The organism is Stutzerimonas kunmingensis (assembly GCF_900114065.1).
In the GTDB taxonomy this organism is placed as follows: domain Bacteria; phylum Pseudomonadota; class Gammaproteobacteria; order Pseudomonadales; family Pseudomonadaceae; genus Stutzerimonas; species Stutzerimonas kunmingensis.
The window spans coordinates 13374-26665 of record NZ_FORS01000007.1 but is presented as its reverse complement, the minus strand read 5'-3'; the positions used below and the strand labels follow the sequence as shown (position 1 = coordinate 26665).

The window sequence follows — 13292 nt, the reverse complement described above, 5'->3', positions numbered from 1 at the left end:
CGGGCCACTCATATAGCCACGGTCACGCCGCCGAAAATGCAGGCCAGTGACCCGCAGCGCGCTGCAGCCCCCGTGGCATCTGGCTTTGCGCTCCTCCTGCAGGGTCTCCAGAAAGCCCTACTGCCACGTTCAGGTTTTTCTTGATTGCCATCAAGCAGGTTTCGATAGCCCCCTTCTTAAACTGGCCACGCCAAGCCATGAGGAGGCGACCATGTCCGAGACCTTCACCAAAGGAATGGCCAGGAATATCTACTTCGGAGGAAGCGTTTTCTTCTTCCTGGTGTTCCTCGGTCTTACCTACCACACAGAGCAGACTTTCCCCGAACGCACGAACGAATCGGAAATGACCGAAGCGGTAGTACGCGGCAAGGCAGTCTGGGAAAACAACAACTGCATCGGCTGCCACAGCCTGCTCGGTGAAGGCGCCTACTTCGCGCCGGAGTTGGGCAACGTGTTCGTCCGTCGTGGTGGTGAAGAGGCCTTCAAGCCCTTCCTGCACGCCTGGATGAAGGCCCAGCCACTCGGCGCCCCCGGTCGTCGTGCGATGCCCCAGTTCAATCTGACCGAACAGCAAGTTGACGATATGGCGGAGTTCCTCAAGTGGACTTCGAAGATCGATACCAACAACTGGCCGCCAAACAGGGAGGGTTGATTGATGGACGTCTTTGTTTCCGATTTCACTGGAGGGGCCACGAGATGAGCATCATCAATCCGCATCTCAAATTCCAATCGCAGGCCGTTGCCAAACCCTACTTCGTGTTTGCACTGATCCTGTTCGTCGGTCAGATCCTGTTCGGTCTGATCATGGGGCTGCAGTACGTCATCGGTGACTTCCTGTTCCCGCTGCTGCCATTCAACGTGGCACGGATGGTTCACACCAACCTGCTGATCGTCTGGTTGCTGTTCGGCTTCATGGGTGCGGCCTACTACCTCATTCCCGAGGAAGCGGACCGCGAACTGCACAGTCCGAAACTGGCCATCATCCTGTTCTGGGTGTTCGCCGCGGCCGGCGTGCTGACCATTCTCGGTTATCTCTTCGTGCCCTATGCAGGGCTGGCTGAAATGACCAAGAACGAACTGCTGCCGACCATGGGGCGCGAGTTCCTCGAGCAGCCGACGATCACCAAGATCGGCATCGTGGTGGTGGCCCTGGGCTTCCTCTACAACGTCGGCATGACCATGCTCAAGGGTCGCAAGACCGTGGTCAGCACAGTGATGATGACCGGTCTGATCGGCCTCGCGGTGTTCTTCCTGTTCTCCTTCTACAACCCCGAGAACCTGGCACGCGACAAGTACTACTGGTGGTTCGTCGTGCACCTGTGGGTGGAAGGCGTGTGGGAACTGATCATGGGTTCGATGCTGGCCTTCGTCCTGATCAAGATCACCGGCGTGGACCGCGAAGTGGTCGAGAAGTGGCTGTACGTGATCATCGCCATGGCTCTGATCACCGGCATCATCGGTACGGGTCACCACTTCTTCTGGATCGGCGCACCGACCGTGTGGCTGTGGCTGGGCTCGATCTTCTCCGCCCTGGAACCGCTGCCGTTCTTCGCCATGGTGCTGTTCTCGCTGAACATGGTTAACCGTCGTCGCCGCGAGCATCCGAACAAGGCCGCTTCGCTGTGGGCCATCGGCACCACCGTGACTGCCTTCCTCGGTGCCGGCGTGTGGGGCTTCCTGCACACCCTGGCTCCGGTGAACTACTACACCCACGGTTCGCAGCTGACTGCCGCACACGGCCACCTGGCCTTCTACGGTGCCTACGCGATGATCGTGATGACCATGATCAGCTACGCCATGCCACGTCTGCGTGGCCTGGGCGAAGCACCGGATGCACGTGCTCAGCGCATCGAAGTATGGGGCTTCTGGCTGATGACCATCTCCATGGTCGCGATCACCCTGTTCCTCACCGCAGCCGGCGTGGTGCAGGTGTGGCTGCAGCGGATCCCTGCCGATGGCGCTGCCATGTCGTTCATGAACACCGCTGACCAGCTGGCCATCTTCTTCTGGCTGCGCCTGATCGCCGGGGTGTTCTTCCTGATCGGCCTGGTCTGCTACCTGTACAGCTTCCGCCAGCGCGGTCGGGTACCGGTCGTAGCAGCTGCCGCCGCGGCCTGAGACAAGTCGCAATGAGGATCGACGGCCCGACTGGTAACAGCGGGCCGTTTTGCTTTTTCAGTGCCTGCACGGAGTAACCGCCATGGCCTTTACCATCGAAGTGGAAGAGTGGGTCGGTAGAGTCTGGCACCGCTTCATCACCCGTCGCGCCAACCCGGATTTTCCGGAAGCACGGGTCGAGCTCGAGAGCATGCAGCGGCCGCTGTCGCTGCTGTTCCGCGCCATGGGTGGCGCCAGCGGTGTCGGCGTAGAAGCCGCCAGCGCGCGTGATCTGCTGCTCAGGCGCAACCTGCTGCAACAGGTCGCCGGGACCTGCAAGCAACTGCCGGTGGCTTGGTGCGACGCCAGCAACCTGCGGCTGCCGCAGAGCCTGGCGGTCTATCCGGAAGTCTCGCTGAACCAGGATCTGTATCGCTGGCTGGCGCTGCTCGCCGCGCAGGCCGGGCCGATGCGCCACTGGGCGCGCGACAACCAGCGCTGGACGCAGGCAATCCTTGAACATTTTCCGGCCATGCGCCCGCGCTATCAGCGTCTGGTCGAGGCCCATCTGCAGCTGCGCCCGGACCCGAGCCAGCTGCCCAAGGCCGAGGCCGCGCTGGAAGCGGCGCTATGCCAGGCCCTGCGCGAGCCGGGCAGCGTCAGCCAGTTTCCACGCAGCGAGCGCGCGCCCTGGCCGCTGCCGCTGTGGCTGTATCCGGCCGACAACCTCGGTGAACCCCAGGCCGCCCAGCGCGCCGAAGAGGGCGAGGGCAATCTGGAAACCCCGCCCGGCGGCGAATCGCGCCAGCGCAAGCGCGCACGGCGAGTGGACGAGAGCTCCAGCAAGGGTGGCCTGTTGCTGTTCCGGCTGGAGAACCTGTTCAGCTGGTCCGAGCACATCGAGCTGGACCGCTGCGGCGACGACACCGAAGACCTCGACGCGGCCCGCGTCGCCGAGGATCTCGACGAGCTGGCGCTGTCCCGTCAGCGCATGCGCCAGGGCGGCGGCCTCAAGCTGGATCTGGACCTGCCGGCCGCGGATTTCGACGATGTGCCGCTGGGCGAAGGCATCAAGCTGCCCGAGTGGGACTATCGCAAGCAGTGCCTGCAGAAGGATTTCGTCAACCTGCAGCTGATGCTGCCCCGCGGCGCCGAGGCCAAGCCGTTGCCGCTGCACCTGTCGCCGCTGGCGCGACGTTTGCGTCGGCAGTTCGAGCACCTGCGCAACGACCGCCAGTGGCTGCGCCAGCAACCCCAGGGCTCGGAGCTGGACATGCAGGCCTGGCTCGATTTCCACGTCGAGCGGCAGAACGGCCAGTGTGCCGAACGTGGCCTGTTCATGGAGCAACGGCAGAATCGCCGCGATCTGGCCTGCCTGCTGCTGGCCGACCTGTCCATGTCCACCGACGCGCACCTGGACAACGAGCACCGCGTGATCGATGTGGTCATCGACAGCCTGCTGCTGTTCGGCGAAGCACTGTCGGCGGTGGGCGATCCCTTTGCGCTGTACGGCTTCTCCTCGCTGCGTCGCCAACAGGTACGCATGCAGGAGCTGAAGAGCTTCCGCCAGCCCTATGGCGATGAAACCCGCGGCCGTATCCAGGCGCTCAAGCCCGGCTATTACACCCGCATGGGTGCGGCCATCCGCCAGGCCACCGAGCTGCTTGGCAACTGCAAGCAGCGGCGCAAGCTGTTGCTGCTGGTCACCGACGGCAAGCCGAACGATCTGGACCTCTATGAAGGCCGCTACGGCGTCGAAGATACCCGCCAGGCCGTCATGGAAGCGCGCAAGCAGGGTCTGCTGCCGTTCTGCATCACCATCGACCGCGAGGCCGGTGACTATCTGCCGTACATGTTCGGCGCCAACGGCTACACCCTGATCAAGGAGCCGCAACAGCTGCCGTTCCGCCTGCCGCAGCTGTACAAGCAGCTGACCCAGTCCTAACGCGCTTCACCCCTCCATAGCGATGTTCGCGACGCGTTTGCCGTGCCGCGAACCTCGTCTCTCAGCGGATCTCGATGCGTTCGAGCAGGTGCTGCTTGGCCGTACTGTCGCCAACCCGTGCCGCTTCGTCGGCCAGGCGCAGCGCGCGTTCGAGATCCTTCTGCGCCAGCGCGGCATCGATCGCCTGGCGATAGTACGCCGAGGTCTCCGGCAGCACCGTCGGCGCCGGCGCGCTGGGCAGTTCGTTGCCCATCTCCTGGCCGATGCTGTAGCCCGGTACGTAGCCCTTGGCGGTCGAGCCGGCGGCGTTGTCGGGGATCATCACCAGCCGGATCACGCCTACTGGCGAGTGCTTCGCCATCGGGTCGGGGATGCTCGGCGGCTCGTTGCCCAGCGCCTTGGCGTAGGCCTTGGCCGGATGCTGCAGCACGGTCTGGCCGGCCATCTGCGCGTCGCTGGTGTAGAGGATCAGGTAGCGCTCGTTGCCCGGATGATCGGGCTGCGAGCGGTCGATGCGCAGGCGCGCGTCGAGGCTGTCGCCCTTGAGCCCGGTCGGCGGTACATAGGCGAAGTCGTCAGCGTCGAGCAGGCGGGTCGGGCGCATGCGGCTGTCGAGCAGCATGGCGTTGGGCGCCAGCACGCTGCTGCCGGCCTGGCTGTAGAGCCGGATCTCGAACGAGGGCCCGCCGGCCGGCAGGGCGAAGGCGCGGAAGAAGCTCTTGCCGGTCTCGAAACTGTAGGCCGGCGCCTGGGTGTCGATCAGTACGTCACCGGCGAAGCCGGCTTCGAGCGGCTCGAACGGCAACTGCTCGATACCGCTGCAGCAGGTCGGCGCCGCGGCCAGCGCGCTGCGGGCTTGCTCGATCGGCTGTTCCAGCGGTTTGGGGCTGGCGGTGAGGGCATCGACCCGGCGCAGCGGCTCGCTGCTGCAACCGGCGAGCGCCAGGGCCAATAGCCCGGCGGTAAGGAAGGACAAGCGATGCATGGTGGTTCTCCGAACAAAAAATGCCCCGACCTGCCAGCGTCGGGGCAAAGGCACCGTCTGGACGGTGGGAGCGGAAAGGGCGCCGTCGCGGTCGGTCCGCGACGGCACTTAAACGTTGCGGCTTACCACCAGGCCTCGGCCTGCACGCCGAAGGTGATGCCGTCGTCGTCACCGGCATCGATGGACTCGCTGGCCGCCTGGTAACGGCCGCCGTCCCACTGCGCGTAGGTGGCGAACACGCGGATCTGCGGGCGCGCCCAGAAGCTGTTGCCGGCCGACCACTGCTGGGCCAGGGTGAGCTTCTTCAGGTCGCGGGTGCTTTCGCCGTCGGCCTGCGGATCGACGCGGTCGTAACCGAACTCCAGCGCGGTGCTCATCACGTCGCTCCACTTGTACACCGGGCGCACGCCGAAGCTGGCCCAGGTCTGCCCGGAGTCGTTGTCGAAGTCGCGGTCCTCGTAGATCTGCACGTACATCATCTCGATGTTGTCGCTCAGGCCCACCACGCCCTGGTTGACCAGGCGGAACATCTTGCCGTCGCTGTTACCGGTGCTGTTGCGCCCGCTGCTACCGATGATGCCGTCGGTGCCGTATTGCAGGGCGAGCTTGTTGTAGCCGCCGAACCAGTCGCTCTGGGTGTGCTCGAGGGTGACCAGATGGCCTTTCTGGTCCTCGTAGCCGGGGTCGCGTTCCTGCTCGTCGGTGAGGTTGGCCTTGCCATAGTCGTAGCCGATTTCCAGCTTGCCGCCCGGGTTGACGTCGATCTCGGCGAGGCGGAAATCGAGGGTGTCGTTGGCCAGGTTGGTGCCGGTGCCCGAGCCCTGGTAGACCCAGTCGCCGTCGGTGTTGCGGATCCACGCCACGCTGGCCTTGGCGAAGCCCAGGTCGATGTCCTCGATACCGGCGCCGGGGCCGGAGACATCCCAGTAGTAGTAGTCGTTGATGTGCACGTCGTGGCGCTTGTAGTAGCGCTTGCCGGCCCAGATCGCCGCGCCCGGCAGGCTCGGGATGAGGTTCTTGCCGACCACGTTGAACTGGCGGATGGAGGTGGTGCCGGCCTCGTCAAAGGGGTTGTTCTCGCCGCCGTCGGTATCGGTGCCGCCGGCTTCCCAGTCGTTACCCTGGTCGGAGCGGTAGGCGATCATGCTGTCGACGTAGAAGCTGCGGTTGCCTTCGCTCCACACCTCCTGGCCGAGGCCGATCTCGGCGTAGGTTTCGCATTCGTTGCCCAGACGATATTTCGCCGGAGCGCCGGCGGCCTGGAAACAGGCCTGGTCGCCGCCGCCCGCCGTGGCGCCGACGCCCGAGCGCAGGTAACCGTGGAAGTCGACCGCCAGGGCCGGGCCGCTGACCAGCAGGGCGGCGAGCAGGCAGGCGGGTTTGCGGGCAAAGCTTGGGTGCGCGGTGTGCTTCATGACGAGGTCCTTGTTTTTCTTGTTAATGCCGAATCGATCACGCCGTCGCTGCCAGCCAGGGGCGGCGCAGCTCGGTGGCAGAAGCCTCGGGGATAGGGCCAGGGGCAGCATCCTCCCGGCAGCGGATTTCGTTGGCGCAGGGTGAGGGCGTACCAGGGATGAGAACGGCGTAATCCCCGGGGCGGGGATGAGACGAGAGGGGCGCAGATGATTGCCAGGGGCCTTCCGCCTGGCCACTACGCCGCCTGCAACGGGGCGGGGGAGGTTGGTGACGGGGACTTGCAGGGGCAGCCTGCGGGTGCCGGTCGAAGACCCGGCCGGCGTTCATCCTCATCTGGCGGCCTTGTCGCCGGATACCCGAACAAGCACAAGAACCGGAGTTTTGCGATGAGCCATATCCTGCGTGCCGCCGTATTGGCGGCGATCCTGCTGCCGCTGCCGTCCATGGCCGATCAGGCCGGCAAGAGCCCCAATGCCGTGCGCTACCACGGCGGCGACGAAATCATCCTCCAGGGCTTTCATTGGAACGTCGTCCGCGAAGCGCCCAACGACTGGTACAACATCCTCCGTCAGCAGGCCTCGACCATCGCCGCCGACGGCTTCTCGGCAATCTGGATGCCGGTGCCCTGGCGTGACTTCTCCAGCTGGAGCGACGGTAGCAAGTCCGGCGGCGGTGAGGGCTATTTCTGGCACGACTTCAACAAGAACGGCCGCTACGGCAGCGACGCCCAGCTGCGCCAGGCCGCCGGCGCGCTTGGCGGTGCCGGGGTGAAGGTGCTCTACGACGTGGTGCCCAACCACATGAACCGCGGCTACCCGGACAAGGAAGTCAACCTCCCGGCCGGCCAGGGCTTCTGGCGCAACGACTGCGCCGACCCGGGCAACTACCCCAACGACTGCGACGACGGTGATCGTTTCATCGGCGGCGATGCGGACCTCAATACCAGCCATCCGCAGGTCTATGGCATGTTCCGCGACGAATTCGCCAACCTGCGCAGCGGGTACGGTGCCGGCGGTTTCCGCTTCGACTTCGTCCGCGGCTACGCGCCGGAGCGGCTCGACAGCTGGATGACGGAAAGCGCCGACAACAGCTTCTGCGTCGGCGAACTGTGGAAAGGCCCCTCCGAATACCCGAGCTGGGACTGGCGCAATACCGCCAGCTGGCAGCAGATCATCAAGGACTGGTCCGACCGGGCCAAATGCCCGGTGTTCGACTTCGCCCTCAAGGAGCGCATGCAGAACGGCTCGGTCGCCGACTGGAAGAACGGCCTGAACGGCAACCCGGACCCGCGCTGGCGCGAGGTGGCGGTGACCTTTGTCGACAACCATGACACCGGCTACTCGCCCGGGCAGAACGGCGGTCAGCACCACTGGGCGCTGCAGGACGGGCTGATCCGCCAGGCCTACGCCTACATTCTGACCAGCCCCGGCACGCCGGTGGTGTACTGGTCGCACATGTACGATTGGGGCTACGGCGACTTCATCCGCCAGCTGATTCAGGTGCGTCGCGCCGCCGGCGTGCGTGCCGATTCGGCGATCAGCTTCCACAGCGGCTACAGCGGCCTGGTCGCCACCGTGAGCGGCAGCCAGCAGACCCTGGTGGTGGCGCTCAACTCCGATCTGGCCAGTCCCGGGCAGGTTGCCAGCGGCAGCTTCAGCGAGGCGGTCAACGCCAGCAACGGCCAGGTGCGCGTCTGGCGCAGCGGCACGGGCGATGGCGGCGGGGATGACGGTGGCGAGGGTGGACTGGTCAGTGTGAATTTCCGCTGCGACAACGGCATGACGCAGCCCGGCGACAGCGTCTACGCGGTGGGCAACGTCAGCCAGCTCGGCAACTGGAGCCCAGCCTCCGCGGTGCGCCTGACCGATACCAGCGCCTACCCGACCTGGAAGGGCAGCATCTCCCTGCCTGCCGGCCAGGATGTGGAATGGAAATGCCTGATCCGCAATGAGGCCAACGCAACGCTGGTGCGGCAATGGCAGGGCGGGGTCAACAACAGCGTGACGCCCAGTGAAGGTGCCACTACGGCCGGGCGGTTTTAGTCTCAAACGGTAGCGACGGCCCGCCTCGCCGATGTGAGGCGGGTCTTTTTGTTGACCTCGTTACGGTGGTTCAGTCGAGATCAATGCGCCGGGCCGGCCGCTCCAGCTTGGGTGGGCTTCAGCCCACCCAAGCAGCGCTTCGGCCAGGCCCGCGCCACTCAAGACTATCCAGCATTCTGCGTATCGCCCAGCTGCCAGCGAATCGCCAGGGCTTCGGCCTGGCGCAGCTCATCGAGAAGGGCATCGCGGCCGGGGTTTCGTTCGTTGCCCAGCGCACCGCTGGCGAGCAGCTCGGCATGTTGGGTGGTGGCTTTATCCCGGAGCCAGGCCAGGCGCTGCAGGGTCAGTGGCGTGCAGCTCTGTCCGCTGAGGTCGTCCTTCACGTCCAGCCAGTGCGAGCGCCAGGCTTCCTGCAGGTACAGCCCGCCCAGATCGCCAGCCAGCGCGTTGCGCCAGCGACGCATCAGGCCGCTCAGCCAGTCCAATACCGTTTCGCTTGCGCCGCGGCCAGTCAGCTCTCGATGCAACCGCTGGTAGGCATCCAGCGCGATGCGTTTCTCCAGCTCGAAATCGGCCAGTGCCCATGTCTCGCTTTGCTGCTCCATACGCAGCAGGCAGGCAAACATCTGCCGTGTCTCGAAACGTTCGGCGGGATGAAAGCCAGGCGAGGCCAGGCCGTCGCTGTTGTACTGACGCAGCGGGTCGAAGGGGTAGAGGTAGCCGAAATCGAACAGGCGGATGCGGCCATCGTCCAGAGTGTTGCCCGGCGCCAGATCCCACTCGAACAGGCCAGCCAGCACCAAGACGATCAGCAGGTCGAACAGCTCGACGAGCTGGCGCTCGTCCCAGCGCTCGATGCGCTCGCCCTCGACCCAGGGCGACAACACGATGCCCTGCTGCAGCGAGGCGTACTGCGTCGGCACGATGCCGGCCAGGCGTTCGGCCTGCTCCGGCGTGCGCATCAGCCGGGCAAGGTCGCGGCGGCGCTGCAGCTCGTTGAGAAAGCTCGTCTGGCCATCGGGGTTCTGCACACGACAGGGCCGCCGGGCGACCTTCAGCGCCCAGTCGTGGCCGGCCAGCTCCACGCGGTAGACGCGCGCAGTCAGACCGTCGTCGAGGCAGGCACGCACCCAGGGCTCGTCGCCGCGCACCGCCGCCAGCTGTTCCGGCGGCAACGGGCAATCCTCGGCGCGGCCCAGGCGAAACTCGGTGCCGCTGGCGAGAAAGGCCAGCTGGGCCTGACGCCGCGCCGCTGCGGTCAGCGAGGCGGCACTCATCGGGCCTGCACCACGATGACCTTGTCCTCGCCCAGTACGCGGGCGAAGGCATAAGGCTGGCCGGGCGAAAGCAGTCGATGTTCACCCGCGCCGATCGCCGGATGGCGCGCACGGAACCGGCCGATTCGCTGCCAGTGCTCGATCAGTGCGGCAACTTCGGGGCGCTCGTGCTCGTCCCAGTTCATCGGGCTGCGCGTGCCCTGGAAGGGGTCCGAACCTGTGGGCCCGAAGGCGCGGGCGCTTTCGTCACCGTAGTAGACCTGCACCGCGCCGGGCGCCAGCAGCAGGGCGGCGGCGAGGCCGCGCTGGCGGGTCAGGTCGCCCTTGGCCAGCTGATTGAACAGCGCCGTGTCATGGGACGAGGCGTAGCTCAGCAGGTTGTGCCTCGGCGTCTCGGCCAGGCGCCGGGCATAGTCGGCGTAGCTGGGTTCGGCGGCCGCGAGGCAATCGCTGGCGGCCACGGCCTGCTCCTGAAAGTTGAAGTTGATCAGCGCGTCAAAACCCTGATCCAGATAGTCGCTGGCCACGGGGCCATGACCGAACACTTCGCCGACCATCCAGAACGGCTCGTCGGCCATGGGATCGTCCGGGTTGGCGCGGGCCCAGTCGGCGCGGGCGCGCTCGGCAGCGGCGCGCAATTCGGCCCAGGTCGATGGCTCGACATGCTTGACGGTGTCGGCACGGAAACCATCAACACCGTATTCGCGGACCCAGAGTGTCAGCCATTCGATCAGGTAGTCGCGCACGCGATAGCCCTCGCGCGGCTCGGCACGGGTCTGCGCCTTGCGCGCGAGAAACTCGGGCAGCGCGACGACCGCCTCGGACTCGGTGCGGAAATCCGGCAGAAAGGCCAGCGAGCCCTTGAGGGGATCGACTGTGCTGCTGGGCGGTGTGTCGTAATCGGCGATGCCGGCCCGCACCCAGTCGCGGCCCCACCAGGCGGCCCAGCTCGGATGCTCGTAGTCCACCAGGTTGTGGTAGGCGTGCAGATTTTCGTGGGCTTCCGGCTGCCAGGTGCTCCATTGCTCGGGCAGGTACTCGGCCATGCCGTCGCGCAGGGCGCCGAAGCCCATCTGCTGCATGTCCTGCAGGGTCGAGTAGCCGGGGTGGTTCAGCACCACATCGAACAGCACGCGAATGCCGCGGGCATGGGCCGCGCTGATGAGGGCGCGCAGGTCGTCCTCGCTGCCCATGTTGGCGTCGAGCTGGGTGAAATCCAGGGCGTAGTAGCCGTGGTAGCCGTAGTGGCGGAAGTCGCCGCCATCGCCGCCGCCGACCCAGCCGTGGATCTGCTCGTAGGGCGCGCTGATCCACAGCGCATCGACGCCGAGGCTGGCGATATGGTCGAGCCGTTCGGTCAGCCCCTTGAGATCCCCACCGTGGAAGGTGCCGATTTCATCGAGACCGTCCGGCTCGCGGCCATAGCTGCGGTCGTTGCCTGGATCGCCATTGGCGAAGCGGTCGGTGAGCACGAAATAGACGATCGCGTTGCGCCAGTCGCGCGGTGCCGGTTTGGCCGGCTCGGCGGCTTCGAGCAGCAGGAGGCCGTCGCTGCCGGCGGCGGGTTGCAATGTCACCTGGCCGTCGCGCACGTCCGCCATGGCGCCGGATAGCGCATCGCGCAGGGTCTGGCCATCGCGGAACACGTCGCCAACCGACACGTTTACCGGTCTGCCATCCCAGGCCTGGCAGACCGGCACAGCCGTCTTCGGCTCGGCGGCCTTGATCGGCAGCAGACGCAGCGCCGCTGAGGCGCCGGTCTCGACGATCAAGCGATAGCGTCCGGCCTCGGGCACTTCGTAGCGGTAGGCGCTGTCTTTGCCAAGCGGCTGACGACGGAACGGCGCAAGCGCGGTGTTTTCGACGCCTGCTTGCGGCATCACCAGGTGCAGCCGACCGGGTTCGAGTTCCAGCAGTGTGTCGTAGCGATCGGCTGCCAGGGCGTTCCAGCTCGGTGACAGCGGCTGGTCGTTCAGGCGAACGCTCAGCTCGGGAGCGGCGAGGCCGGACAAGGGCAGGGCGAGGCCGAACAGTAGCGGCAGGGCGGATAACCGGTGGGCGCGCATCAAAATGTGGCTCCATTATGCTTTTTCGCTACATTTGACCGCGCGTTGGCAGCCGGGTATAGGCGTAAACCCCAGGCTGATGGCGTATTTTGTGCCGTTGCGACGGCTGATCTACGCCCCGCTTCTACGCCCTCCGCCCCCTCGGGGAGGAGGATGCACATGGCACAGGACGCGCCGAGGATGGAACGACTGCCAGAGCCTCAGGCCGGCAGCAGGTGGAACAACTAATAAGAAGCCACGAGGAAAGCGAAGCATGAACAAGAAATTCTGGTGTATCGCCACCGTCGGCCTGGCGGCCACCTTCAGCCTGCCGCTACCGGCGCTGGCGGCGATCGAGGAAGGCAAGCTGGTCGTCTGGATCAACGGCGACAAGGGCTATAAAGGCCTCGCCGAAGTCGGCAAGAAGTTCACCGCCGAAACCGGCATTCCCGTCGAAGTGGCCCACCCCGACAGCGCCACCGACAAGTTCCAACAGGCAGCCGCCACCGGCAACGGCCCGGACATCTTCATCTGGGCCCACGACCGCATCGGCGAATGGGCCAAGAGCGGCCTGCTCACCCCCGTCACCCCCAGCGCCGACACCAAGTCGGGCATCGCCGACTTCTCCTGGCAGGCGGTGACCTACGACAACAAGCTGTGGGGCTACCCGATTTCGGTGGAAACCATCGGCCTGATCTACAACAAGGCGCTGGTGGACACCCCGCCGAAGAGCTTCGATGACGTCCTCGCGCTCAACGAAAAGCTCTCAGCGCAAGGCAAGCGCGCCATCCTCTGGGACTACAACAACACCTACTTCACCTGGCCGCTGCTGTCGGCCAAGGGCGGCTACGTGTTCGAGCAGGCCGACGGCGGCTACGACGTCAAATCCACCGGGGTGAACAACGCCGGCGCCAAGGCCGGCGCGCAGGTGCTTCGCGATCTGATCGACAAGGGCGTGATGCCCAAGGGCGCGGATTACAGCGTGGCCGAAGCGGCCTTCAACAAGGGTGACTCGGCGATGATGATCAGCGGCCCCTGGGCCTGGTCGAACATCGAGAAAAGCGGCATCGACTTCGGCGTGGCACCGATCCCGGCGGTCGATGGCGAGCCGAGCAAGCCCTTTGTCGGTGTCGCCGCGGCGCTGCTCAATGCGGCCAGCCCGAACAAGGACCTGGCCGTGGAATTCCTCGAGAACTACCTGCTGCAGGTCGAGGGTCTGAAGATGGTGAATGCCGACGTGCCGCTGGGTGCCGTGGCCAATACCGCCTACATGGAAGAGCTGTCTGCCAACCCGCACATCAAGGCGACCTTCGAGAACGCCCAGATGGGCGAGCCGATGCCCAACGTGCCGGAGATGGGGGCGTTCTGGTCGGCCATGGCTGCCGCGCTGACCAACATCTCTTCCGGTCGACAGGATGTCGACGCCGCCCTGGACGATGCCGCCAAGCGCATCACCCGTTGAACCGCTCGCCGGCCGCCTGCACA

General features: G+C 65.7%; 9 protein-coding genes. 5 read left to right on the top strand and 4 right to left on the bottom strand.

The features are described from left to right. Nucleotides 1–211: 211 nt before the first annotated feature. The 3 genes from BM275_RS16315 (at nucleotide 212) to BM275_RS16305 (ending at nucleotide 4042) form a co-directional block, all read left to right on the top strand. Nucleotides 212–652 (top strand): c-type cytochrome, encoded by a 441-nt coding sequence (locus BM275_RS16315; RefSeq protein WP_014819180.1) that lies wholly within the window; start codon nucleotides 212–214, stop codon nucleotides 650–652. A 44-nt stretch (nucleotides 653–696) separates the two neighbouring features. Beyond that, the gene (locus tag BM275_RS16310; protein ID WP_014819181.1) at nucleotides 697–2118 is read left to right on the top strand and encodes a cbb3-type cytochrome c oxidase subunit I; all 1422 of its coding nucleotides are present in this window, start codon (nucleotides 697–699) and stop codon (nucleotides 2116–2118) included. Nucleotides 2119–2200: 82 nt separating this feature from the next. Continuing rightward, nucleotides 2201–4042 carry a nitric oxide reductase activation protein NorD gene (locus tag BM275_RS16305; protein ID WP_090522339.1) on the top strand — a complete coding sequence of 614 codons (1842 nt, stop codon included), beginning with the start codon at nucleotides 2201–2203 and terminating at the stop codon, nucleotides 4040–4042. A 61-nt stretch (nucleotides 4043–4103) separates the two neighbouring features. Here the strand turns inward: BM275_RS16305 and BM275_RS16300 are convergent, their stop codons facing one another. Together BM275_RS16300 and BM275_RS16295 are read right to left on the bottom strand one after the other, a co-directional pair. After that, on the bottom strand, nucleotides 4104–5027 hold the full coding sequence (locus BM275_RS16300; protein ID WP_041016047.1) for a MalM family protein: 924 nt from the start codon (nucleotides 5025–5027) through the stop codon (nucleotides 4104–4106). A 122-nt stretch (nucleotides 5028–5149) separates the two neighbouring features. Then, the gene (locus BM275_RS16295) at nucleotides 5150–6442 is read right to left on the bottom strand and encodes a maltoporin (protein WP_090522338.1); all 1293 of its coding nucleotides are present in this window, start codon (nucleotides 6440–6442) and stop codon (nucleotides 5150–5152) included. Between the two features lie 387 nt (nucleotides 6443–6829). Here BM275_RS16295 and mta point away from each other — a divergent pair, with 387 nt between their 5' ends. Continuing rightward, on the top strand, nucleotides 6830–8485 hold the full coding sequence (mta, locus tag BM275_RS16285) for a glucan 1,4-alpha-maltotetraohydrolase (protein WP_090522336.1): 1656 nt from the start codon (nucleotides 6830–6832) through the stop codon (nucleotides 8483–8485). Nucleotides 8486–8649: 164 nt separating this feature from the next. On the opposite strand, the gene BM275_RS16280 is transcribed toward mta, so the two are convergent. Further along, a complete protein-coding gene (locus tag BM275_RS16280) occupies nucleotides 8650–9762 on the bottom strand; it encodes a protein kinase family protein (RefSeq protein ID WP_090522334.1) in 1113 nt (370 codons plus the stop codon). Continuing rightward, a complete protein-coding gene (locus tag BM275_RS16275) occupies nucleotides 9759–11828 on the bottom strand; it encodes an alpha-amylase (RefSeq protein WP_090522333.1) in 2070 nt (689 codons plus the stop codon). The genes BM275_RS16280 and BM275_RS16275 overlap by 4 nt, the downstream gene beginning before the upstream one ends. 253 nt (nucleotides 11829–12081) lie before the next feature. Here BM275_RS16275 and malE point away from each other — a divergent pair, with 253 nt between their 5' ends. Then, on the top strand, nucleotides 12082–13269 hold the full coding sequence (gene malE / locus BM275_RS16270; protein ID WP_090522331.1) for a maltose/maltodextrin ABC transporter substrate-binding protein MalE: 1188 nt from the start codon (nucleotides 12082–12084) through the stop codon (nucleotides 13267–13269). Nucleotides 13270–13292 lie beyond the last annotated feature (23 nt).